The organism is Burkholderia sp. BC1, assembly GCF_052683555.1.
Map to the genome: position 1 here is coordinate 43,760 of NZ_JBQYLP010000011.1, position 23,683 is coordinate 67,442.

Annotated in this window: 24 protein-coding genes; 11 read left to right on the forward strand and 13 right to left on the reverse strand. The window is 67.9% G+C overall.

Annotated elements, in window-relative coordinates; translation table 11 throughout:
* Positions 1–440: 440 nt before the first annotated feature.
* The gene (locus tag ACSHSS_RS07800) at positions 441–1,250 is read right to left on the reverse strand and encodes an SDR family oxidoreductase (RefSeq protein WP_445544796.1); all 810 of its coding nucleotides are present in this window, start codon (positions 1,248–1,250) and stop codon (positions 441–443) included.
* Positions 1,247–2,077: a molybdenum cofactor biosynthesis F family protein gene (locus ACSHSS_RS07805; protein ID WP_445544797.1), complete on the reverse strand. Its 831-nt coding sequence runs from the start codon at positions 2,075–2,077 to the stop codon at positions 1,247–1,249. The genes ACSHSS_RS07800 and ACSHSS_RS07805 overlap by 4 nt, the downstream gene beginning before the upstream one ends.
* 168 nt (positions 2,078–2,245) lie before the next feature.
* On the opposite strand from ACSHSS_RS07805, the gene ACSHSS_RS07810 reads away from it, so the two are divergent.
* The 3 genes from ACSHSS_RS07810 (at position 2,246) to ACSHSS_RS07820 (ending at position 5,321) form a co-directional block, all read left to right on the forward strand.
* Positions 2,246–3,040 carry an AraC family transcriptional regulator gene (locus ACSHSS_RS07810; RefSeq protein WP_035955263.1) on the forward strand — a complete coding sequence of 265 codons (795 nt, stop codon included), beginning with the start codon at positions 2,246–2,248 and terminating at the stop codon, positions 3,038–3,040.
* 551 nt (positions 3,041–3,591) lie between these two features.
* Positions 3,592–4,542 carry a DMT family transporter gene (locus ACSHSS_RS07815; protein WP_445544798.1) on the forward strand — a complete coding sequence of 317 codons (951 nt, stop codon included), beginning with the start codon at positions 3,592–3,594 and terminating at the stop codon, positions 4,540–4,542.
* A 203-nt stretch (positions 4,543–4,745) separates the two neighbouring features.
* Positions 4,746–5,321, forward strand: coding sequence for a permease (locus tag ACSHSS_RS07820; RefSeq protein WP_445544799.1), 576 nt, complete (start codon positions 4,746–4,748; stop codon positions 5,319–5,321).
* 94 nt (positions 5,322–5,415) lie between these two features.
* Here the strand turns inward: ACSHSS_RS07820 and ACSHSS_RS07825 are convergent, their stop codons facing one another.
* A complete protein-coding gene (locus ACSHSS_RS07825) occupies positions 5,416–5,550 on the reverse strand; it encodes an entericidin A/B family lipoprotein (RefSeq protein WP_006396654.1) in 135 nt (44 codons plus the stop codon).
* Positions 5,551–5,782: 232 nt separating this feature from the next.
* On the opposite strand from ACSHSS_RS07825, the gene ACSHSS_RS07830 reads away from it, so the two are divergent.
* Positions 5,783–7,078: an aspartate carbamoyltransferase gene (locus ACSHSS_RS07830; protein ID WP_012216646.1), complete on the forward strand. Its 1,296-nt coding sequence runs from the start codon at positions 5,783–5,785 to the stop codon at positions 7,076–7,078.
* A 97-nt stretch (positions 7,079–7,175) separates the two neighbouring features.
* Here ACSHSS_RS07830 and ACSHSS_RS07835 read toward each other — a convergent pair whose 3' ends face one another.
* Both ACSHSS_RS07835 and ACSHSS_RS07840 read right to left on the reverse strand, forming a co-directional pair.
* Positions 7,176–7,631 (reverse strand): type II toxin-antitoxin system VapC family toxin, encoded by a 456-nt coding sequence (locus ACSHSS_RS07835; RefSeq protein ID WP_445544800.1) that lies wholly within the window; start codon positions 7,629–7,631, stop codon positions 7,176–7,178.
* Positions 7,628–7,867, reverse strand: coding sequence for a FitA-like ribbon-helix-helix domain-containing protein (locus ACSHSS_RS07840; RefSeq protein ID WP_012216644.1), 240 nt, complete (start codon positions 7,865–7,867; stop codon positions 7,628–7,630). Before ACSHSS_RS07840 ends, ACSHSS_RS07835 begins: the two co-directional genes overlap by 4 nt.
* 304 nt (positions 7,868–8,171) lie before the next feature.
* Between ACSHSS_RS07840 and ACSHSS_RS07845 the strand changes: the two genes are divergently transcribed.
* The 7 genes from ACSHSS_RS07845 to ACSHSS_RS07875 all read left to right on the forward strand — a co-directional run bounded on the left by ACSHSS_RS07845 (position 8,172) and on the right by ACSHSS_RS07875 (position 14,195).
* Complete coding sequence (locus ACSHSS_RS07845; RefSeq protein WP_445544801.1) at positions 8,172–10,418, forward strand: TonB-dependent receptor; 2,247 nt, start codon at positions 8,172–8,174, stop codon at positions 10,416–10,418.
* Between the two features lie 3 nt (positions 10,419–10,421).
* Positions 10,422–11,177: a tetratricopeptide repeat protein gene (locus ACSHSS_RS07850; protein ID WP_217258682.1), complete on the forward strand. Its 756-nt coding sequence runs from the start codon at positions 10,422–10,424 to the stop codon at positions 11,175–11,177.
* Positions 11,174–11,857 carry a Fe2+-dependent dioxygenase gene (locus ACSHSS_RS07855; RefSeq protein ID WP_035955277.1) on the forward strand — a complete coding sequence of 228 codons (684 nt, stop codon included), beginning with the start codon at positions 11,174–11,176 and terminating at the stop codon, positions 11,855–11,857. Before ACSHSS_RS07850 ends, ACSHSS_RS07855 begins: the two co-directional genes overlap by 4 nt.
* 405 nt (positions 11,858–12,262) lie before the next feature.
* Positions 12,263–12,502: a type II toxin-antitoxin system Phd/YefM family antitoxin gene (locus ACSHSS_RS07860; RefSeq protein ID WP_006416205.1), complete on the forward strand. Its 240-nt coding sequence runs from the start codon at positions 12,263–12,265 to the stop codon at positions 12,500–12,502.
* Entirely contained in the window at positions 12,499–12,894 is a 396-nt protein-coding gene (locus ACSHSS_RS07865; protein WP_012216640.1) for a type II toxin-antitoxin system VapC family toxin, read from the forward strand. The genes ACSHSS_RS07860 and ACSHSS_RS07865 overlap by 4 nt, the downstream gene beginning before the upstream one ends.
* A 345-nt stretch (positions 12,895–13,239) precedes the next feature.
* Positions 13,240–13,824 (forward strand): nucleotidyltransferase family protein, encoded by a 585-nt coding sequence (locus ACSHSS_RS07870; RefSeq protein ID WP_006416208.1) that lies wholly within the window; start codon positions 13,240–13,242, stop codon positions 13,822–13,824.
* A gap of 224 nt (positions 13,825–14,048) precedes the next feature.
* Positions 14,049–14,195, forward strand: coding sequence for a hypothetical protein (locus ACSHSS_RS07875; protein ID WP_012468001.1), 147 nt, complete (start codon positions 14,049–14,051; stop codon positions 14,193–14,195).
* Between the two features lie 119 nt (positions 14,196–14,314).
* On the opposite strand, the gene ACSHSS_RS07880 is transcribed toward ACSHSS_RS07875, so the two are convergent.
* The 8 genes from ACSHSS_RS07880 to panE form a co-directional block, all read right to left on the reverse strand.
* Entirely contained in the window at positions 14,315–15,061 is a 747-nt protein-coding gene (locus ACSHSS_RS07880) for an SDR family oxidoreductase (RefSeq protein WP_445544802.1), read from the reverse strand.
* The gene (locus ACSHSS_RS07885; RefSeq protein ID WP_059843249.1) at positions 15,058–16,605 is read right to left on the reverse strand and encodes an FGGY-family carbohydrate kinase; all 1,548 of its coding nucleotides are present in this window, start codon (positions 16,603–16,605) and stop codon (positions 15,058–15,060) included. Before ACSHSS_RS07885 ends, ACSHSS_RS07880 begins: the two co-directional genes overlap by 4 nt.
* Positions 16,606–16,634: 29 nt before the next feature.
* Entirely contained in the window at positions 16,635–17,723 is a 1,089-nt protein-coding gene (locus ACSHSS_RS07890) for an erythritol/L-threitol dehydrogenase (protein WP_012468003.1), read from the reverse strand.
* 55 nt (positions 17,724–17,778) lie between these two features.
* On the reverse strand, positions 17,779–18,792 hold the full coding sequence (locus ACSHSS_RS07895) for an ABC transporter permease (protein WP_445544803.1): 1,014 nt from the start codon (positions 18,790–18,792) through the stop codon (positions 17,779–17,781).
* Positions 18,779–20,299, reverse strand: a complete 1,521-nt coding sequence (locus tag ACSHSS_RS07900; RefSeq protein WP_445544804.1) for a sugar ABC transporter ATP-binding protein — start codon at positions 20,297–20,299, stop codon at positions 18,779–18,781. Before ACSHSS_RS07900 ends, ACSHSS_RS07895 begins: the two co-directional genes overlap by 14 nt.
* Before the next feature lie 50 nt (positions 20,300–20,349).
* On the reverse strand, positions 20,350–21,291 hold the full coding sequence (locus tag ACSHSS_RS07905; RefSeq protein ID WP_035955287.1) for an ABC transporter substrate-binding protein: 942 nt from the start codon (positions 21,289–21,291) through the stop codon (positions 20,350–20,352).
* A gap of 177 nt (positions 21,292–21,468) precedes the next feature.
* Positions 21,469–22,428, reverse strand: a complete 960-nt coding sequence (locus ACSHSS_RS07910) for an AraC family transcriptional regulator (RefSeq protein WP_445544805.1) — start codon at positions 22,426–22,428, stop codon at positions 21,469–21,471.
* A gap of 258 nt (positions 22,429–22,686) precedes the next feature.
* A complete protein-coding gene (gene panE, locus ACSHSS_RS07915; RefSeq protein WP_445544806.1) occupies positions 22,687–23,625 on the reverse strand; it encodes a 2-dehydropantoate 2-reductase in 939 nt (312 codons plus the stop codon).
* Between the last annotated feature and the right edge of the window lie 58 nt (positions 23,626–23,683).

Here is a 23,683-nt window from a genome sequence, read left to right on the forward strand (position 1 = left end):
TGCCGACCTGCCGACCTGCCGACCTGCCGACCTGCCGACCTGCCGACCTGCCGACCTGCGGATAGCGTACCGCGACTCGCGCGTTGCGTGCGCCGCACGACGCACGCGCGGCTCTTGCACGCGTCGCCGAGATGCGAACCGGACCGGAGCATCGCGAAACGCGCGCTCGCCGTCAACCCGCTGATGCACTGGATCGCCGAATGTGCGCCGAGCGCGCGGCGCATCCGGGCTGCCGCCTAACCGCGTTGCCGGCAGGGCAGTGCGTTCGACGCGAACCGCGCGTTGTCGCGCACACGGCCATGCAATGACCAAAAAATCAGGACAGCCCTCCTTGCTCGAGCGTCGACACGACGCGCTCCGTCGAGCGGTCCGCATCGCACCACACCCGAACGACCGCCCATGCCCTCGCCCCGCGTCGCACGGCGAAACCTGCCCTTGCGCTATATCGCATCGAGCGCGGCGCCGCTTTCCGGCAGCGTCGCGCCACCGTCGACGACGATCGTCTGCCCCGTGACATACGCGGCATCGGCCGACGCGAGATACAGCATCGCGTTCGCAATATCGTCCGGCTCGCCCATTCTCGCGAGCGGAATGTCGCGCGCGATGCGCTCCGCAACGGAGGCGTCGCCGAGATTGCCGGCCGCCGACGTGCGGATCATCCCCGGCTCGACGCCGTTGACCGTCACGTTGCGGCGCGCCAGCTCGAGCGCCGCCGCACGAATGAAGCCGTTCACGCCCGCCTTCGATGCCGCGTAATGCGCGAGCCCCGGAAACGCGACGCGCGGGCCCGTCACCGACGACGTGACGAGCAACCGCCCGCCTCCTGCACGCTCGAATGCGGGCAGCGACGTCTGCGCGAGCCAGAACAGTGCCGACAGGTTGACCGACAGTGTGCGTTCGAGCGTCTGCACGTCGATGTCGACGAACGGCGTCAGCGGAAAATACGCGGCATTGTGGACGACGACGTCGAGCCGTCCGCCGTCGCGCTCCACCGCGCGAACGAGCGCACAAAGCTCGTCGCGGCTTCCCGCATCGACGCGGTACGCGCGTGCGGCGCCGCCTGCGCGCGCGATCGCATCGGCCTGCGCGACGGCGGCGGCTTCGTCGAGATCCGCGAGCGCGACGAACGCGTCGGATTCCGCGAAGCGTCGCGCGATCGCGGCGCCGATGCCGTGCGCCGCGCCCGTCACGAGCACGACGCGGCCGGTGAAGTCCGCGCGCACGCGGCCGCTACCGAGCGCGGCCGTCATCGCTGCACACCGTCGAGCGGATGCACGGTTTCGTTCAGCACCTGCGCATGCGCGCCGATGGGGAAGTTCGACAGCGTGCCGAAGTCGTCTTGCGCGTAGCCGAAGATCTTGCCGTCGGTCTTGTGCTGCGCGAGATCGATCAGCACGACGCCGAGCGTCGGCACCACTTTCTCGCGCCACACGAACAGATAGAGCGCCTCGGCGATCCGGAAGTAATGGCAGCGGTCGACGTCGGCGAGCCCGCTTTCGACGCCCTGCAGGCACTGCCACGCATAGAAGTGCTCGTTCAGATAAATGTGCTCGTAGCATTCCGTGGGGCTGTAGCGATACATCGTGCGCTTGCCGATCAGCTCGCGCGTCGGTGCATGCAATGGCCCCGGCTGCGCGTGGCCCGCTATCGTGCCGTGCCGGAACGCGACGTCGACGCCGGTCAGCGGTCGGCCGAGCATGACGCGCGTGAAGGCGTCGACGCGCGTGTCGGCCTCGGTCGGCAAGGTGCCGACGACCGACGTCCACACGCCGCGGTCGAGATCGATCACGAGGCTGACCGACGTCGCGCGGGCGCGCGAATCGACGTAGTCGACGAACAGCAGCCCGTCGCGCAGCCGCGTCACGCGACACGGCTCGCGGCCGCTGTCGCCGCTCGCCGCATCGCGCCAGCGCACGACGCCCGGCTCGAACGCATAGACGCGCGATTCGCCGTCGGCCGTGTCGAGCGTCAGCGTGCGCCCGTCCAGCGCGTCTACCGGCGCGAGAATGTTGGCCTCGGGCGCAAAACCGTTTGCGAGCGCGCCGACCTGAATGAATACCGGATCCTGTCGTTCCATCTGCCGTCTCCCATGCAGCTTCAGACCCGGCGGGCCGTCTACGCTGCTCACGCACATCGTGCCGGCTGTGCGCGCCGCGCGGTATCGGCCAAACGGATGAAGCGCGCGCGGCGCCGGAACGCGCTAAAGTGCAGGACATCTGCGCCGTGCCCGGCGCGAGGAGCGCCCATGCATCGTGTCACCCATTACCGGCGAAGCGACGACGGAATCGAAGCGATCAGCCTCGACTCCGATCGCACGTTCCCGCGCCACGCGCACGACGAGTTCGGCGTCGGCGTGATCGTCAGCGGTGCGCACCGGTCGTGGAGCGGCCGCGGGCAAGTCGACGCGCTCGCCGGCGACGCAATCATGGTGAATCCCGGCGAGATGCACGACGGCATGCCGATCGGCACGCGGGCAGCACGGCGCTGGCGAATGCTGTACCTCGCGCCGTCGCTGGTTGCCGGCATCGCGGCGGAAGAAGGGCTCGGCGGCGTCGAACTCGCGCATCCGGCGGTGCGCGATGCGCGGCTCGCCGCGGCGGTCGTGCAGCTGCATGCACATATCGTCGAATCCGCCGATGCGCCGCTCGCTCGCGACGAAGCGCTCGTGACGGTGGTCGCACATCTGCTGGCGCGTCATGCGAACCGCACGCTGCCGAGCGCCGGCGTCGCGCCGGCCGTGCGCGCGGCGCGCGAGCGGCTCGACGCGGCGCCTGCTGAGCCCGTGTCGCTTGCCGAATTGGCGACGCTCAGCGGCCTCAGCCGCTTTCAGCTGCTGCGCGGTTTCGCGCGCGAACTCGGCATTACGCCGCATGCCTATCTGCTTCAGTCGCGCACGCGGCTCGCCCGTGCGCTGCTCGCGAGCGGCCGCCCGATCGCGGAGGCGGCAGCGGAGGCCGGCTTTGCGGACCAGAGCCATCTGACGCGCGCATTCGGGCGACAGTTCGGCATCACGCCGGGGCGGTTCGCGCAGGCGGTGTGATCGGCGGTACGCCGTCGTCATGCAGGATGTCTGCGGCGCAACAGGCCGCGACACGTTGACGATCGCGCGATCGACGGTCATTCGCTTTGCCGTCGACGTGGCCGATGCAAGCAAGCGCGTGCGACGGCACGACGGTCCCGCGCGGGTCAGACGATCGCGACGGCCAGCATCGCGCGGCATTTGGCCGGCTTGCAACCGCATTGCGACCAACATCGGCACCGCATCGCCACCGGTTGGTTTCTGCTTGGCTTCTACTTGGCCTTTGCTGCCTTTGCTTGGCCTTTGCTTGGCCTTTGCTTGGCCTCTGCATCGCCTCTGCATCGCCTCTGCATCGCCCCGCATCGCCTCCACATCGCCTCCGCACTGCCTCCGCACTGCCTCCGCACTGCCTCCGCACTGCCTCTGCATCGCCTCTGCTCCGCCCCGCATCGCCTCCACATCGCCTCCGCACTGCCTCTGCATCGCCTCCACATCAGTCCCGCATCACCACTCCTTCACCGCTGCAATTTCGTTCAAGACGCCGCACCGCGCCACACGCGACGATGCGGCGCATGAAGACACGACTGATCGGCTATCTCTATCTCGCTGCCGCAATGGCAGGCGTCGGCAGCACCGTCATCGCGAGCCGCGTGGCGGCCGGCGGCCTTCCGCCGTTCGCGGCGACCGCGCTGCGTTTCCTGATCGCGACGCCGTTGCTGCTCGCGCTGATGCGCATGCGGCGGCTCCGCTGGACACGGCCGTCCACGCGCGACGCCGTGCTGCTCGTAATCCAGGCGGCCGCCGGCGGCGTCGGCTATACGGTGCTGCTGATCTGCGGCACGAAGCTCGCGTCGCCGATCGACGCCGGCGTGATGCTGGGCACGCTGCCCGCGATGTCGACGCTGATCGCGGCCGTCGTGCTGCGCGAACGGCAGACGCGGCGCGACTGGGTCGCCGCGGCGCTTGCCACGTCGGGCGTGCTGTTCGTCACGTTCGCACCCGGCCACGCGATGCCGTCGATGCACGCGCTGGTCGGCGATGCGCTCGTGCTCGCTGCGGTCGCGTGCGAAGCCGTGTTCATTCTGCTGAACCGGCGGTTGACCGTACCGCTGCCGCCGCTGACGCTGTCCGCCGCGATGTCGGCGCTCGGCTTCGTGCTCGCGCTGATACCGGCCGCGTTCGAATGGCGGGCCGTCGTGTCGGGCTGGACGTTCGGCGCTGTGTCGGCGATCGCCTATTACGCACTCGTGCCGACCGTACTCGGCTACGTATGCTGGTATGCGGGCTCGGCGCGCACGAGCGGCACCGAGGCCGCGCTGTTCACGGCGATCGCGCCGGTGTCGGCCGTGCTGTTCGCGGTCGTGCTGTTCGGCGACGCATTGACCGCGACGCGCATCGCCGGCATCGCGCTCGTCGTGGCGGGCGTGCTGGTCGGCGCGACGCGACGACGCGATTCGTCGACGAAAGCGGCCGCGCAGTGCCATGCCGACCCCGCGCGGCCAGCGCAGGCCGCCGCGGAATGACGCGCCGTCGCCCTGCACGAAGCGCGCGACGCCGCGGCGCTGGCGCGTCGCGCGATGCGCCAATGCGCCAATGCGCCGATGCGCATCCGCCACGACTGTAGGAATGTTTCCGCGCGCCGCAAAATCGTTGCGTCACCTCGCGCGAGGTGCAATATTCGCGTGGCCGGGCCTTTGACCACTGTCGAACAACCATCCGTCTCGCAATGAAGAAGAAGGAAGCGAAAGCAAAAATCGCGGCGCTGCTCGCCGCCGGAACGAGAAAAGCCGAGGTGCTCGCGAATCTGTCCGGGCAAGGTCTCAAGGATCGCGTGCTCGCACGGCTGATTGCATCACGGCCCGATCCGGAACGATGCCGACGCAACAAGGTGCACGTCTGGATCCTGATCGGTATCGCGGTCGTGCAGTTGCTGATCAGTCTCGATATCGCCTATTCCCTGTTCGAACTCGCCGGCCGGCTCGGCTCGTCGCGCGGGAGCGGCCAGGGCGTCACGCTGCTCTTTGTCGCGCTGACCGTGCCGCTGGCGCTGCTGTTTATCTGGGGATTCGCGACAAACCGCGTCGGCACGTATCACGCGTTCATCGCGCTATCGCTGCTGCAGCTGCCGAAGACCATCGCGGACCTGACGCACGATCCGTCGGACGCACTGCCGACCCTCGCGATCACGGCCGTGCTGATCGGCTACGTATGGTTCGTCCGCAACCGGATGTTCCCCGACTACGGCTGGTTCACGCCGCGCAAGGTCGACGGCCGCTATGCGTTCGTCGATCGCGCGTCGTAACGGCGCCGCGCATTTTCGTACGCACAAACAAAAGCGCCGTGCCGCCCGCGATCGCGGAACGGCACGGCGCTTTTGCGTTCGACCGGCAGCCGGCTTACTTCGCCTTTTCGGCCGTGTTGCTGATTGCCTGACCGCCCTTCGAAATGTCCTCGCCCACGCCGGCGACCGTGTTGCAGCCGGCCAGTGCGGCAGTCATCACCAGCAGCATCGCAGCAATCGTACGCGTCATTCTCGTTCTCCTTGTAATCAGTGCACCCGAGCGGGCAAACGGTTTGCGGCATGGCGCCCTGCACGATGCAGGACACGGGGCCTGACCTGATTATACGGAGACGTCCGCCGTACGCCAGTACGAGCGCGCACCGTATCGCGCGCGCGACACGGTCCGGCGCGAGATTTTCCTTGACTTCGGCTCATGCGCGACTAATATACGCACCGCGTATATTTTTCATCAGGTGCCGCCGATGCCCGTTCCTCAGCAAGCCTTCCTCCGCGACGCGATGCGCCGCCTCAACATGACGCGCGAAGCGTTCGCGAACCGCATCGGCGTGAGCCGCCGCGCGCTCGATACCTGGCTGCTGCCCGACGATTCGCAGGAATCGCGCGGGATGCCGGAGATCGTCGAGCGGTTCGTGTCGGAGATCGTCGAGCGCGCGGCGCCGGAAGGCGAAATCTATACGCAACGCGTAGATAACCACGGGCTCGCGAAGCAGTTCCTGTTCGAAGGCAAGCCGCAGCTGCTGTCGGTCGACCAGTTCTCGCGCGAGTCGGTCGAGGCGCTGTTCCGCGTCGCCGACGTGATGCAGCCGATCGCGCGCCGCCACAAGATTTCGCGCGTGCTCGAAGGCGCGGTGCTCGGCAACCTGTTCTTCGAAGCCAGCACGCGCACGCGCGTGTCGTTCGGCGCGGCGTTCTGCCGGCTCGGCGGCTCCGTCTGCGACACGACCGGGTTCACGTTCTCGTCGATGGCGAAAGGCGAGTCGATCTACGACACGAGCCGCGTGATGGCCGGCTACGTCGACGCGCTCGTGATCCGCCATCCGGAGAAAGGCTCGGTCGCCGAATTCGCGCGCGCGACCAATCTGCCGGTGATCAACGGCGGCGACGGCCCGGGCGAGCATCCGAGCCAGGCGCTGCTCGATCTCTATACGATCCAGCGCGAATTCTCGCGGCTCGGCAAGATCGTCGACGGCGCGCACATCGCGCTCGTCGGCGACCTCAAATACGGCCGCACCGTACATTCGCTCGTCAAGCTGCTCGCGCTCTACCGCGGGCTCAAATTCACGCTGGTGTCGCCGCCAACGCTCGAAATGCCCGCCTACATCATCGACCAGATCGCGACGAACGGGCACGTGATCGAGCAGACGAACGACCTCGCGGCGGGGCTGCGCGGCGCCGATGTCGTCTATGCGACGCGAATCCAGAAGGAGCGCTTCACCGACGAGTCGTTCGAAGGCTATACGCCCGATTTCCAGATCAATCAGGCGCTCGTCGACACGGTCTGCAAACCCGACACGCTGATCATGCATCCGCTGCCGCGCGACAGCCGGCCCGGCGCCAACGATCTGTCGACCGACCTGAACCGCGATCCGCGTCTCGCGATCTTCCGGCAGACCGACAACGGCATTCCGGTGCGCATGGCGATCTTCGCGGTGCTGCTCGGCGTCGAAAACCTCGTGCAGCATTCGATGCGCGACGCGACGTGGCGACCGCCGGCATACCTGGGGCCGGAGGATGCCGTGTTTCACGGGATCGACTGATATCCGTCGAATTGCCCGGCCGGCACGCGATTGCGTCGGGCCGGCGTGTCGCGCACCGCATCGTGAACAGCGCGCCGGACCGCCCGGCGCGCTGTTTTCATTTCGACGCGATACCTTGGCGCACCGGCGCGCCCTGCGACGCCCACGGGTCGATCACGCGCAGGCCCGCGGCCTCGAACGGCGCGACGTCGCGCGTCGCGACGATCAGGCCGTTCGCCTCGGCCGTCGCGGCAATGTAGCCGTCGGCGGGCGCGATCGCGGTGCCGCCGGCACGGGCGTGCGCGCGAATGCGCGCATAGGCCTTGCTCGCGGCATCGTCGAACGGCAGGATCCGGCCGCGAAACACCGGCACGACACGATGCTCGATGCTTTGCGCCAGCCAGTCCCGCCGGCGCCCTTCCGGCAGCGCCGCGACACCGAAGCGCATTTCGGCGAGGCTGATCGCGGCCAGGAATAGCGTCTCGACGTTCTGCGCGTCGAGCCATTCGATCACGGCCGCGCTCGGCTCGCGCCGCAGCGGTTCGGCAATGACGTTCGTATCAACAAGGATCATTCGAAGCTCATCGGATCGGTTGGCGTCTTGTCACGCTGAATGTCGAGATCGACACCGCCTGCCTCCCGCCCGATTTCCGCCAGCAAGGTTCCGAGCTTCACGCGCCCTTCCGACAACACGGCCTGCTCGAGGATGTCGCGCACCTCTGCCTCGGTACTGCGCCCGTGCAGTGCCGCGCGGACCCGAAGGGCGCGATGCACTTCATCCGGCAAATTTCGAACGGTAATCACCGGCATGATGCACTCCATCGAGATGATTTCAATGCAGTCATCCTATCACTTTGCTGTCGCAATGGACGACCTCACGTTCCGGATACTCTAGCCCGCACCGCCGCACCATCCCAGTCGGCCGTTTGGCCGCCGCCCGTCGCCCGCGCTTGCTGCAACGCATGCTTTCCTTACAAACGAGAACAAGAACGCTTCTCATTTAATAGAAAATTACATAGAATGCGCGCTGAAAAGAAATCGTAATAATTCCCGGCGGCATGCACCATCGTGCAGCACTTCGCCGCCGGGCCACACAGCGAGGTCGAAGCGCATCATGAAGTCCCGTTCCGACGAGTCGAAGCTCGGAAAATTCACCACCCTGTGCAGCGTGCTCGCCGCCGGTCCCGCATTCGCCGCCGACGGCGCCCCGCCGCCCGCGCCGGCAGACGTGGAAGGCCATCTCGCGCCGATCGAGATCAAGGGCCGCGCCGAGCACAGCTACAAGGCCGATTTTTCCGCGTCGGCCAAATTCACCGCGCCGCTCGTCGACACGCCGAAATCGGTCACCGTGATTCCGCAGGAGCTGATCCAGACGAGCGGCGCGTCGACGCTGACCGAAGCGCTGCGCACCGTGCCCGGCATCACGTTCGGCGCCGGCGAAGGCGGCAACCCGCTCGGCGACCGCCCGTTCATCCGCGGCTACGACACGCAGGGCAGCATGTTCGTCGACGGCATGCGCGACACCGGCGCGACCACGCGCGAAATCTTCAACACCGAACGCGTCGAGATCACGAAAGGCTCGGACGGCGCGTACGGCGGCCGCGGCGGCGCGGGCGGCAGCATCAACCTGATCACGAAGGCGCCGCACCTCGGCACGACGGCCGCCGCGAGCGCCGGGCTCGGCACCGATCGCTACCGTCGCTTCACCGCCGACGGCAACTGGCAGTTCGCCGATCATGCGGCGTTCCGGCTGAACCTGATGAGCCACAACAACGACGTGGCGGGCCGCGACGCCGTGAACAACGAACGCTGGGGTGTCGCGCCGTCGATCGCGTTCGGCCTCGGCACGCCGACACGCGTGACCGCGAGCTACTACCATCTGTCGACGGACGACCTGCCCGACGGCGGCATTCCGTACTTCTACACGACGACGAACAAGCCCGCGAACGTCGACACGATCTATCCGGCGCCGGTCGACCGCCACAACTTCTACGGCCTGATCGACCGCGACTTCCGCAAGACGACGTCGGACATCAGCACGCTGCGCATCGAGCACGACATCACGCCGGCGCTGACCGTGCGCAACACGACGCGCTACACCGAATCGACGCAGGACTACATCTGGACGCAGCCCGACGACAGTCAGGGCAACGTGATCAACGGCAAGGTCTGGCGCCGCAACAACAACCGCAACAGTTCGATCAACAGCATCGCGAACCAGACCGAGCTGTTCGGCGAATTCCGCACCGGTCCGTTCAAGCACAGCTTCACGACCGGCATCGAGCTGTCGCGCGAATGGGGCAAGCGCGACACGTACACGGTCGCGACCGGCACCGGCGCGATCTGCAACAACGGCATCGGCGCGCCGTCCGGCTACAACTGCACGAGCCTGTGGTCGCCGAACCCGGCCGATCCGTGGGCCGGTTCGATCTCGCGCAACAACGACTATGCGCATGCGCGCACGACGACGAAGTCGATCTACGGCTTCGACACGATCGAGCTGACGCCGCGCTGGCAGCTCAATGCCGGCGTGCGCGTCGACGATTACTCGACGCGCTTCACCGATACCAAGGCGAACGGCGGCAAGACCTACACGCGCGACGACACGCTGTTCAACTGGCAGCTCGGCGCGGTGTTCAAGCCCGCGCAGAACGGCAGCATCTATGCGTCGTACGCGACGTCGTCGACGCCGGCCGGGATGCTGCTCGGCGAAGGCAGCGAGACGCAGTCGCTGACGCCGGGCCGCGGCGGCGTCGGCTCGAACGCCGACCAGCTGTCGCCCGAGAAGAACCGCAGCATCGAGGTCGGCACGAAATGGAACGTGCTGAACGACAAGCTGTCGCTGACGGCCGCGCTGTTCCAGATCGACACGACGAACGCGCGCGTGACGCTGCCGAACAATCAGTACGCGATGGTGGGCAACAAGCGCGTGCAGGGCCTCGAGCTCGGCGTCGCAGGCCAGCTCACGAAACAGTGGCAGGTGTTCGGCGGCTACACGTACATGAAGAGCGAACTGCGCGACAACGGCAAGGACACCGCGAACAACGGCCATCGCTTCCCGAATACGCCGAAGCACAGCTTCACGATGTGGACGAACTACGACGTCACGCCGAAGTTCACGGTCGGCGGCGGCGCGTTCTACATGTCGGAAGTGTTCGGCGATCCGGCGAACCTGCGCGCGGTGCCGTCGTACTGGCGCTTCGATGCGATGGCGCAGTACCGCATCAACAAGAAGCTCGACCTGCAGCTGAACGTGAACAACCTGTTCAACCGCACGTACTTCGATCAGGCGTATCCGGCGCACTATGCGTCGATCGCGCCGGGCCGCTCCGCGTTCGTCACGCTGAACGCGCGCTACTGATCGATGGAAGCCGTATCGCTGAAGGCACTCGCGTCGGTCTCGCCGCGCGAGTTCGCCGAGATTCTGGCCGGCCCGCCCGAGCGCGCGGCCGCGTGGGTCGCGGCGGCCGCCGACAACGGCATCGTCGAGGCGCAGGCCGTCTACGGGCAGTACCTGCTCGACGGCCGCGGCGTGCCGCGCGATCCGGCCGCCGCGTTCCGCTGGTTCGCGCACGCGGCGCGGGCCGGTCATCCGATGGCGATGAACATGCTCGGGCGCTGCTACGAATTCGGCTGGGGCACGGCGGCGTGCGCGCCCGTTGCCGTGTACTGGTATCGCCTCGCCGCGCAAGCGGGACTCGACTGGGGCATGTACAACTACGCGACCGCGCTCGCGCTCGGCAACGGCATCGACGAGAACCGCGCGGAAGCGCTCGACTGGTTCCGGCGCGCGGCCGCGCTCGGACACGCGAAATCGATCAATCTGATCGGCGGCTTCTATGAAGACGGCTGGGTCGTCGACGTCGACCGCGACGCCGCGTTCGACCACTATCGCCGCGCCGCCGAAGCAGGCGATTTTCGCGGCCAGTTCAACTATGCGCGGCTGCTCGCCGAGCGCGGACGCATCGACGAAGCACTCGCCTGGTTCGCACGCGTGCCGGCCACCGCCACGCCCGCGTTCGTCGCGAAGATGCGCGCCTATCTCGCGTCGTCGCCGCTCGACGCATTCCGCACGGCAGCCATGCAGCTGCCGTCGCACGACATGGAGTCCGCCACATGATGCTGCACGTTCCGGGCGTGCTGACCCAGGCTCAGGTTGCACGCTGTCGAGAGATGCTCGATGCGGCCGAATGGATCGACGGCAATGCGACGTCGGGTGCGCAGTCCGCGCTCGCGAAGCGCAATCGACAGTTGCCGGAAGGCTCGCCGGTCGCGCGCGCGGTCGGCGATGCGATTCAGGACGCGCTCGCGCGCCATCCGCTGTTCTTTTCCGCTGCGCTGCCGCTGAAGGTGTTTCCGCCGCTGTTCAATCGCTATGCGGGCGGCGAGACGTTCGGCACGCATGTCGACAACGCGATCCGGCTGTTGCGCGGCACCGACTTCCGCGTGCGCAGCGATCTGTCGGCGACGCTGTTTCTCGCCGAGCCCGACACGTACGACGGCGGCGAGCTCTGCGTGGAGGATACCTACGGCGTGCATCGCGCGAAGCTGCCGGCCGGCGATCTCGTGCTGTATCCGGCGTCGAGCCTGCATCACGTGACACCCGTGACGCGCGGTGAGCGCGTCGCGTCGTTCTTCTGGATTCAGAGCATGGTGCGCGACGACGGCGACCGCACGCTGCTGTTCCAGCTCGACACGCAGATTCAGACGCTGACGGCGGAGAAAGGGGCGAAGGATCCGGTGGTGATTTCGTTGACGGGGATTTATCACAACCTGTTGAGGAAGTGGGCGGATGCGTGACGGGATGAAGCCGGCAGCTTTGTAGCGCTCGAATTCACCTCCCTGCCAGAACCCGGCGTAGGTTTTGCGTGAGCAGGACATCGCCAATATCTTCGCGGTTTGAGCCGATCCGCGTAGTCCCGCAGCGCGGGCCCGGTCTCGCGCCTGAATCGCTGCCGGAACGCCCCGACGCCTGCCCATCCGGCACGCCGACTCGCTTCGTCAACACGGATCGGCCGCCGACGCGCGCAACACAGGAAGCCCGGAAGATTCGACTCATGTCGATCAAAAGCCGCTTGGCCGTCGTGGCGACATGTCCACCGGTCGGCCTCTCATCGATGCGCATCAGGCAGGCCCCGTTGCGTTGCTTGCAATTCACCGGGCCCCACCCTAAAATGACCATCGTCAAATGACCATGCTCATATCATGATGCCACACGCGCCCGTTTCGAAATCCGAGTTCAAGGCTCGCGCACTCGAATACTTTCGGCTCGTCGAAGCGTCGGGCGAAAGCCTGATCGTCACCGATCACGGTAAGCCGACGCTCGAAATCCGGCCGTATCGCTCGAGCGAATCCCAGCCGTTGGATATATTGCGCGGCTCGGTCATGCGCTACGACAATCCCATCGATCCGATTGCGGAAGATGATTGGGAGGCGTCGCGGTGATCGTGCTGGATACGCATGCATTGGTATGGTGGGTGGCGGGCGACCCTTCGCTCAGCAAGAAAGCGAGAAGCGCCATCGATCGCGCGCGCAGCGAGGGTACGCTGGCCGCATCCGCGATCTCGGCGTGGGAAATCGCGATGCTGGTGCGCAACGATCGGCTCGCCCTGACGATGGACGTCGACGCATGGCTCACCACTGTCGCGCAGATCGACGGCATGCGCTTCGTTCCAGTCGATGCCGACATCGCCGCGAAATCCACCGCGCTGCCCGGCACGTTCCACAAGGATCCGGCCGACCGCATGATCGTCGCGACGGCGCGGCGGCTCGGCGCGCCGCTCGTCACGCGCGACGAGAAAATCCGCGCATACGCGCACGTCAAGACGCTCTGGTAATCCGGGCACGCCCCTGCCGCAAAAACCGCAATACGCCCTCTCCCCCGACTCTTGCATATCGGCGATTCGTCCGATCGAATCGATCGTCAGCGGCCGGCCGCGCGCGACGGCGCTTCGCGAATTACCTGTCGGCATGGCGGCACGGGTCGTTCCGCGACCGCTATTGGGCCGTGGTAAGCGAGGAAATCGCGCGCCATTTACGGCCTCGTCGAGGAAAACCGTCGCGACGAAGATGCCTCGTGACAAACTTTCCGACATGACGGGCACGGTTCGGTAACATCCTCACTTGCCGATCCCCGCCCGCTCCCGCACAATCGCGGCACCAGCCTCACTCCCCCCGCGCCGATGTCCTATGCGTCACTCGCCACCGGCGTTCTCCTTGCCGGCGGCCTTGGTCAACGCTTCGATCCGAGCGGTCTGCAGAGCAAGCTGCTCGCGCAGCTGCCCGACGGTACGCCGGTCGCGGTGGCCGCCGCGCGGCGCCTTGCGGCCGCGACGGCCGACGTCGTCGCGGTCGTGCGTCCGGGCGCGGAACAGCTGGCGATGCTGCTGAACGATGCCGGCTGTCAGGTCGTCTATGCGCCCGACGCGCTGCGCGGCATGGGCGCGAGCCTCGCGGCCGGCGTCCGCGCCTGCGCGGACGCACCGGGCTGGCTCGTCGCGCTCGGCGACATGCCGTGGATCGCGGCATCGACCTACGAAGCGCTGACGCGCGCGCTCGATGCCGACGACGCATCGATCGTCGCGCCGGCTCATCGCGGCGTGCGCGGTCATCCGGTCGGCTTCGCCGCGCACCATTACGATGCACTCGCGGCGCTCGACGGCGATACGGGCGCCCGCGCGCTGTTCAAGACGGCGCCGGTCAGACTGCTCGACGTCGACGATCCGGGCGTCCTGCGCGACGTCGATACGCCCGCCGACCTGCGCTGAGTGCGCGCCGCGGCCCGCCAGGCCGTGCCGTGCCGCACGGCCGCGCATGCCGGCCTGCACCGGCCGCGCGACCGCACGACGACACGAAGGCACGACGCGGCACGCGGCTCGCGCCGACCGTTCGACGAATCGCGCTGCAAACGCGCGCGCGATTGCCTATAACGAAGAACGAAGACGAGGCGCGGCCGCCGCGCCGCTGCCGTTACGAATCGCACGAGCGCGCCATGACCGACCACACGACTCCGATGCCCGAGCCTCCGGCGGATCCGAACCGGGATCCGGAAGACGATCCGCTGTCGCCGCCGTCTCCGGGCCACCATCACGACAATCCGCAGCAGCCGGACGGGCCGCCGAGCAAGGATCCCGTTTGATCGCCCGCCGGCCCGCACGGTTGTGCGGGCATGCGCGATGCACCGATGCGGCAGCGCCGCGCGATCACGCGCGCCGCGACGTGACGCAACGTGACCGCGACGTCACGCGCGAGCGCCCGCTACCGCGCCGTATAACCGCCGTCGATCGCGAGCGACACGCCGCTGATCATCGACGCCGCGCCACTCAACAGGAACAGCACCGGCGCGACGACTTCATCGGGCTGCGCGAACCGCCCGAGCGGAATCGCCGCGAGCATCGGCGCGCTTTTCGCCGGATCGCTCCAGGCGAACTGCGCCATCGGCGTCAGCGTGACGGTCGGATTCACGCTGTTCACGCGAATCCCGTGCGGGCCGAGCTCGATGCAGAGCACGCGCGTGATCGCGTCCATCGCGGCCTTCGACGCGCAGTAGCTCAGATGCGCGGGCAGCCCGACGAGCGCGGCCTGACTCGACACGTTGACGATGCTACCGCCGCGCGCGCCGCCCTGTTCGATCATGCCGCGCGCGACCGCGCGGGCGACGAGCGCGGCGCCGCGCGCATTGACGGCCATCACGCGATCGAAGCTCGCCGCGCCGACGTCGAGCGCCGATTCCAGCGAGGCGACGCCCGCGCAGTTCACGAGCCCGTCGAACGCCGCGTACCGCGCGAGCGCGGCATCGATCGCCTGCTCGTCGCCGCCGACGTCGAGGCGCACCGTGTCGCAGCCCGTTTCGCCGGCGAGCGCGTCGAGCGCCGCCGTGTCGCGCGCGGCCGCAACGACCTGCGCGCCCGCTTGCGCGAGTGCGACGGCACAGGCGCGGCCGATCCCGCTCGATGCGCCGGTGACGAGCACGCGCGCACCGCTGAAGTCGAATTGCATGTTCATGATCCGGATTGCAGCGCGTGCATGATCGGCTTGAGCGCCGGGTACAGCGCCGTGTAGAGCGCGAAGCGCGCCGCATACGCGGCCGCGCGCGCGGGATCGGGCCGCGCGCGCTCGACGAGCGACACCCAGCCACCCTGCGCGTCGTCGTGCGACACGATGCCGACGCCGAACGCGGCAAGCAGCGCCGCGCCCATCGCGGCTTCGACGTCCTGCTCGATCGTCCAGACCGGAAAGCCGGTGACGTCCGCGACGATCTGCATCCACAGGGCCGAATGCGCGGCGCCGCCGACGACGATCAGCTTGTCGTCGAGCGCCGCGGCCCCGCGGCGACCGGCGTCGATGTTGTGCCGCAGCGCGAACGCGACGCCTTCGAGCACCGCGCGATACAGGTGCGCGCGCGTGTGCGCGAGACTGAGCCCGACGAACGCGCCGCTCGCCTTCGCGTCCCATACCGGGCTGCGCTCGCCCATCAGATACGGCAGGAACAGCACGCCGTCGGCGCCGGCCGGCACGCGCGCGGCCGCTTCCTCGAGCAGCACGTGCGGATCGCCATGCGGCAGTGCACGCGCCGCGTCGATCTCGGCGTGGCAGAACTGGTCGCGAAACCAGGCGACCGACGCACCGGCCGTGATCGCACCGCCGAACACGTAGAGGTCGCGCTGTCCGTCGAACACGTGCGGCATGCTGACGAGCCCGTGCCGCGCATCCGCGTGCTGCGTCACGTAACCCCAGCACATGCTGGTGCCGATCATCGCGACATGCTGGCCCGCACGCGTCGCGCCGGCCGCGAACGTCGCGACGGCCGCATCGACGCCGCCCGCGACGAGCGGCGTGCCCGCGCGCAGCCCGAGCCGCCCGGTCCATTGCGACAGCAGGCCGCCGACGATCTCCGTCGACTCGACGAGCCGCTCCGGCATCATCGTCGCCGGGATGCCGAGCATGTCGAGCGCTTCGTCCGACCATTCGCGGCGCGCGATGTCGTAGACGCCGCCGATGTTGCCGGCCGAACTGTGGTCGACGGCGATTTCGCCCGTCAGCAGATAGATCACGTACGCGTTCGGCGGCAGGAAGTAGCGCACGTTCGCCCAGACCTCCGGCCGCTGTTCGCGCAGCCACAGCATCTTCGTAAAGCCGTAATAGCTGTCGATGCCGTTGCCCGTGATCGCGCGCAGCCGCTCGACGTCGACGTCGGCGTTCACGCGCTCCACTTCCGCCGTCGCGCGCCGATCCATCCAGATCAGGCAGGGATGGATCGGCCGCATGTCGCGGTCGACCGGAATGCCGGAGCCGCCGTAGAGGCTGCTCACGCATACCGCGCGGATCGCATCGGCCGGCACGCCGCGCGTGCGCGCCGCCTCGACGCAGCCCGCGATGCAGTCGAGCACCGCGTCGAACCAGACCTGCGGCCACTGCTCGGCCCACAGCGGCTTCGGCGTATCGGGCCGATAGCCGGCCGCGCGCTGCGCCACGATCGTGCCGTGCCGGTCGACGAGCAGCGCCTTGGTGCTCTGCGTGCCGATGTCGACGCCAATCACGTATTCCATGATGCCTCCCGTCATGCGCACGCGATCGCTCAGCGCGCGGGCTTCAACAGCACCTTGATCGATTCCGGCGATTTCGCGACGCGGATCGCCTCGTCCCAGTCTTCGAGCGCGAAGCCGTGCGTGACGATGCCTTTCGACGTGACGAGCCCGCGCGCGAGCAGATCGATCGCGATCGGATAGCAGTATGGGCCGAGATGCGCGCCGCGCACGTCGAGCTCCTTGCGATCGCCGATGATCGACCAGTCGACCGTCGCATCCTCGCCGAACACGCTGAATTCGACGAAGCGCCCGAGCTTGCGGATCAGCTCGAGCCCCTGATTCACGCCGACCGGCGCGCCGGTCGTTTCGATATAGACGTCGCAGCCGTAGCCGTCGGTCAGCGCGCGCACGATCTCGCGCGCATCGTCGCGCTGCGGGTTGATCGTCACGTCGGCGCCGTACTGCCGCGCAAGCTCGAGCCGCTCGTCGATCAGATCGATCACGACGAGCTTCTTCGGCGTCTTCAGATGCGCGACCTGCGTCATCATCAACCCGAGCGGGCCCGCGCCGGCGATCACGACGACGTCGTCGAGCTGGATGTCGCCGCGATTCACGGTATGGATCGCGCACGACAGCGGCTCGATGATCGCCGCGTCCTCGAGCGACACGCCGAGCGGAATCCGGTGCACGATCGCAGTCGGCGGAATGCGCATGTACTCGGCCATCCCGCCGTCGGCCACCTCGCGCTGGAAGCCGAAGATGTTGTGCACCTCGCACATCCAGTACTGGCCCGACTTGCAGTAGCGGCACTTGCCGCACGGCACGATCTGCTCGGCGATCACGCGGTCGCCGAGCGCGACGCCGAAGTGCTCGGCCGCGCCCTCGCCGAGCGCTTCGACGTAGCCGAAGAATTCGTGGCCGGGAATCACGGGCGCCTTCACCCACGGGTTCGGGCCGCCCCAGAACATCTTCGCGCCCGTATAGCATTTGCAGTCGCTCGCGCAGATGCCGCACGCGGCGATCCGGATCACGAGTTCGTTCGCGCCCGCGCGCGGCTTCGCGACCTGTTCGACGCGATAGTCCTCGGGGCCGTGGCAGACGACCGCGGTCATCCGCGGCTGGGCTTCGGGTGTCGTCATGAGTTGTCTCGTTTCGGTCAAGGAGAAAGGTTGGCAGGCCGGCGAAGCGCCCGCGTCACCGCGAACGTTCGCGGCTGATGTAGATCGCGAGCAGGATGATTCCGCCCTTGATCACGTTCTGCACGTAAGGGTTCACGCCGATCATGTTGAGCCCGTTGTTCAGCACGCCGAGCAGCAGCGCGCCGACGAGCGTGCCGAGGATCGCGCCGCGGCCGCCGGAGATCGACGTGCCACCCATCACGACCGCGGCGATCGCATCGAGCTCGAAGCCGACGCCCGCGTTCGGTTGTCCGCTCATCAGCCGCCCGGTCAGCACGATCGCCGCGAGCGCGGACGTGACGCCGGCCAGCGTGTAGACGATCAGCTTCACGCGCGCGACGCGTACGCCGGTGAGCCGCGTCGCCTGCTCGTTGCCGCCGATCGCGTAGACGTAGCGCCCGAACGGCATGCGCTCGAGCAGCAGCCACGCGATCGCATAGACGACGAGCATGATCAGCACGGGCGCCTGGATGCCGAACACCTTGCCGCTGCCGAAGAACGCAACCCAGTCGGGCAGCCCGTCGATCGGATAGCCGCCCGTATAGATCAGTGCGAGGCCGCGCGCGATGCCCATCGTCGCGAGCGTGACGATGATCGGCGGCATCCCCGCGAAGGCGACGAACACGCCGTTCAGGAAGCCGAAACCGAAGCCGACCGCGATCCCGATCGCGAGCGCGGCGACCGCGTTCACCCCCGCGACCATCAGCCCGGCCGCGAGCGTGCCCGACAGCGCCATGACCGAGCCGACCGACAGATCGATTCCGCCCGTCAGGATCACGCAGGTCATCCCGACCGCGATGATCGCGTTGATCGACACCTGGCGCAGCACGTTCTCGAGGTTCGCGGCGGACAGGAAGCTCGGGCTCGCGATCATCATCGCGATGCAGACGACCACGAGGCCGACGAGCGGATAGAACAGCGTCGAGCGCCGCAGCTGTGCCCACTTCGCGCGCGGCGGCGGCAGCGCGTCGGCCCCCGTGCCGGCGAGCGTCGTCGAAGGCGTGGAAGAAGAGGAATCAGGCAGGTTCATGGGTCGCTCCTCGCGTGCCGGCCGTGGCATAGGTCATGACCGTGTCGGGATCGATCTCGTCGCCTTCGAGCGTCGCCTCGATGCGGCCCTGCCGGAACACGGCGACGCGATCGCACATGCCGACGATCTCCGGCAGCTCGGACGAGATCATGATGATGGCGTAGCCGCGCGCGGTCAGTTCGCGCATCAGCCCGTAGATTTCCGCTTTCGCGCCGACGTCGATGCCGCGCGTCGGCTCGTCGAAGATCAGCACCGTCGCCTGATGGTTCAGCCAGCGCGCGATCACGACCTTCTGCTGGTTGCCGCCGGACAGCGTCGCGACTTCCGCGTGGATCGACGGCGCCTTCACGCCGACGCGCCGCATCACGTCCTCGGTCGTGCGCGCCTCGCCGCGCCGGTCGATCAGCCAGCGCAGCGACCGGTACTTGCCGAGGTTGTTCAGCGAGATGTTGTCGCGAATCGAGAACGACGTGACGAGCCCTTCCGTCGTGCGGCTTTCCGGCAGGATGCCGATGCCGGCACGCAGCGCATCGGCCGGATCGGCCAGCTTCGCGGGTGCGCCGTGCACGCGCACGGTCTTGCGGTAGGCGCGCGTCGCGCCGATCACCGCGAGTGCGGTTTCGGTGCGGCCCGAGCCGACGAGCCCCGCGAAACCCAGGATCTCGCCCGCGTGCAGCGCGAAGCGGTTCACGGGGCCGCCGCGCTCGAGCTGCAGCGCGTCGACCTCGAGCACAGCCGGCGCGTCGGCGCGTCGCGCGGGCTTCGGCGGAAAGCTGCTTTCGATCCGCCGTCCGACCATCATCCGCACGAGCTGCTCGACGTCGGTGTGCGCCACGTCCGTCGTCGCAACGTACTGGCCGTCGCGCAGCACGGTGATGCGGTCGCACACCGCGAAGATCTCGTCGAGGTGATGCGAGATGAAGATCATCGCGACGCCCTGGCGCTTCAGCTCGCGCATGATCGCGAACAGATGCTCGGCCTCGGCCGGCGTCAGCGTCGCGGTCGGCTCGTCGAGAATCAGGATCCGCGCGTCGAGCGACAGCGCCTTGCCGATCTCGACGAACTGCTGCTGCGCGACCGACAGCGTACGGATCGGCGCATCGAGATCGATCGACACGCCGAGCCGCGCGAAAATGCCGGCCGCCGTGCGACGCATCCGCGCGCGGTCGCGCACGCCCCAGCGGCCGCGCAGCTCGCGGCCCAGAAACAGGTTGTCGACCGCGTCGAGATGCGGGATCAGGCTGAATTCCTGGAACACGATCCCGACGCCGGCGGCGACCGCGTCGTGATAGTTCGCGAAATGGCGCTCGTCGCCGTCGATTTCGATCGTGCCCGCATCGGGCTGATGGATCCCGCACAGGATCTTCATCAGCGTCGACTTGCCGGCGCCGTTCTCGCCGAGCAGCGCATGGATCTCGCCGCGCGCGATCTGCAGATCGATGCCGGACAGCGCCTTCACGCCCGGAAAGCTTTTCGTGATCTGGCTGAGCCTCAGTATCGTATCCATCGGCTTCTCCGCGCGAAGGGCGCACGCGCCCCTCGCATCGCGTCGCGCGTTCACCAGCTGAAGCCCTTCGCGTTGCCGCGGTCGACGACCTTCACGTCGACCGGAATCGCCTTCGGCACCGTCGCGCCCCACTTGCGCGCGATCGCGATGCCGAGCGCGATGCGCACCTGGTCGGCCGGGAACTGCGCGGTCGTCTCGATGAACTTCGAGTTCGGCTTCTGGATCGCGGCGATCGCCTCCGGTGCGCCGTCGACGCTCGTCAGCTTGATGTCCTTGCCGGAACTCTCGATCGCGGCGAGCGCGCCCATCGAACCGCCGTCGTTCACGCTGAAGATGCCCTTCAGCTTCGGATGCGCGGAGATCATGTTCTCGGTCACCGACAGCGCGGTCGCGCGCTCCTGCTTGCCGTTCTGCGTGTCGACGAGCTTCACGTTCGGATATTTCGCGAGCCCGGCCTTGCAGCCGCGCACGCGCTCGAGGATCGGCACGACCGGAATCCCGTCGAGGATCGCGACCTCGCCGCTGCCGCCGATCGCTTTCGCGAGGTAGTCGCACGACATCACGCCCGCGTCGTAGTTCTTCGAGCCGACGAACGAATCGACGGGCCCGTTCGCGTTCGCGTCGACGGCCACGACGACCGCACCGGCCTTCTTCGCCTGCGTGATCGCCGACTGGATGCCGGTCGAATCGGTCGGATTGACGAGCAGGATGTCGATCTTCTTCTGCAGCATGTCCTCGACGTCGCTGACCTGCTTGGTCACGTCGTGGTGCGCGTCGGTGACGACCACCTGTGCGCCGATCGATGCCGCCGCCTCGTTCAGCGCCTTTTGCATCGTCACGAAGTACGGGTTGTTCAACTCCTGGAAGGTCATGCCGATCCGCAGCGGCGCCGCCTGCGCGGCGGCGGGCAGCACGGCCGCGACGGCGAGCGCCGCGACAGCCGCGACGCGAACGGTGCGGCCGAACGGTGAAGCGAACGAGAGTTGCATCATGACGGTGTCTCCTGGGTCTTCGATATCGGCCGGAATCGGCGCGGGCGCGCGTGCTCCGGTCTTGTGCAAAACCGCGACGTCGATTTTTCGCGGACAAGCGAACCGCGCGCATCGAGCGACGACGCGAACGGTTCGGTAAAACGGCGGAAAGGCGTCAGGCGGGCGCCGACGCGGCGATCATCCGGGATGCGCGGCGAAACCGGACGCGCCCGGCGTGACGACGCGCGGCGGCATCGGGTTGCCGGTCGGCGCCGCATGCAGCGCGAGTTGGCGGCTGCGCGCGTTCAGCCGCTGCAGCGCGCGGAATTCGGACGGCGCCATCCCCTTCACCGCGCGGAACTGGCGGTTGAAGTTCGACACGTTGTTGAAGCCGGCTTGGAAGCAGATGTCGGTGATGTTCGCGCGGTCGTCGAGCAGCATCTGGCACGCGGCCTCGATCCGCAGCCGGTTCACGTATTGGACGAAGGGCATGCCGGTGTGGCGATGGAACGCGCGCGAGAACGCGCTGACGCTCTGCCCGGTCAACTGCGCGAGATCGGATTCGCGCAGGTCGGACGCGAGGTTCTTGCCGATATACGACAGCGCGTGGCTCAGGCGCGTCGGCGTCACGTGCGTCTGGTCGTAGGCTGGGCTCGCGAGCAGCGTGCGCTCGGCCGCCGCGCAGAGCCGCTCGAGGATCGTCATGAACAGCGCGATGCGGCGCATTCCGCGCGCGCCCAGCAGTTCGTCGAACAGCGGCGCGATCGCGGCGCTCGTCGCCTCGTCGAAGCCGACGCCGCGCCGCGCTTCGTCGAGCAGCGTCTGCGCGTCGCGGCATTCGGGAAACGCGTCGATGCAGCGGTCCACGAACGACTGGTCGAACTGGATCACCAGATTGCGGCGCTCGACGGTTTCGCCTTCGGCCATGTCGCTGACCCAGTTGTGCGGCAGGTTCGGGCCGAGCAACACGAGATGGCCAGGCTCGAACGAGCCGATGTGATCGCCGACGAAATACTTGCCGCGTGTCGCGACGATCAGGTGCAGTTCGAATTCGGGATGGAAGTGCCATCGGATCGTGCGGTACGGATAACCGTGCGACCACACCTTGAACGACTCGTCGCGTCGCACGTCGACCACTTCCAGATCGGGGTGCATCATCTTGGCGTCTCCATTCCCATGTCTCGTCGACCGGCCTGCCGGCAGCACGTTCGTCTGCCGTCCGTCTCGCGCGGCGCGCCGACCGGTCGCATGGGAAGCAATGTAGGTCGATCGCGCACGCGGCTCCACCAACTTTACGCCCGATTTTCGATACTTTTTTGCGCTTTCGGACCGTAAACGGCGTCGTTGCGCAAATTTGTGCAGTGCGGAACGGCGTGCGCGAGGCGCCGCCGCCCCGCCCGCACCCCGGCACGCCCGTTACGCGGCGGCCCGCTCGCGCGCGACGCGCGCCTCGTAGGTCTTCAGATGGTTGTACGCGATCCGCAGCAGCGACAGCGCATCGCCCGCGTCCGGATCGCGGCGCGCAAGCAGATCGCCGATCACGTGGTCGGCCTCGACGCGCGCGCGGTTCTCGATGTCGCGCAGCATCGATGCGGTGAGCGGCGACGGCGTCAGCACCATCTGCTGCATCCGCGCGATCGCGGCCGGCTCCGGCCGATAGCCGTTGTGCGCCGCGATCGCACTGCATTCGTCGAGCATCGTTTCGAGCAGACGGCGGCCGTCAGGCGCCGACAGGATGTCGCCGACCGCGCCGCGGAACAGCGACGTGCTCGCGGCCAGCGTCGCGAGGAACACCCACTTGTCCCACATCCGCGCGACGATGTTGTCGCTCAGCGTCGCGTCGAAGCCGGCGCTGCCGAGCACGTCGGCCAGCACCTGCATGCGCGGCGAATCGCCGCCGCCCGTCTCGCCGAACGACAGCCCGTGCGTATCGTTCAGATGCACGATGTGCTGCTCGCGGTCGAGCGTCGCCGCGATCACGCACAGCCCGCCGAGCACGCGCGCCGCGCCGAACCGCTCGCGCAGCACGTCGAGATGGCGCATCCCGTTGAGCATCGGCAGGATCAGCGTCGACGGTCCGACGAACGGCGCGAACGACGCGATCGCATCGTCGAGGCTGTAGGCCTTGCAGCTGAGCAGCACCAGATCGAACGGTGCAGCGCTATCGCCCGCGCGCACGGTCTGCACGTCGCGCAGCGTCAGGTCGCCGCGCGGGCTGCGGATCACGAGCCCGTCGCGCGCGAGCGCGGCCGCGCGTTTCTCGCGCACGAGAAACGTGACGTCGCGCCCCGCCGCCGCGAGCCGGCCGCCGAAATATCCGCCGACCGCGCCGGCCCCTACCACCAGAATTCGCATCGCTGCCTCCTTTCGGCTTCATTCGACGCCGCGCCGCCGCCCGCCCGGGCCGCCCGCG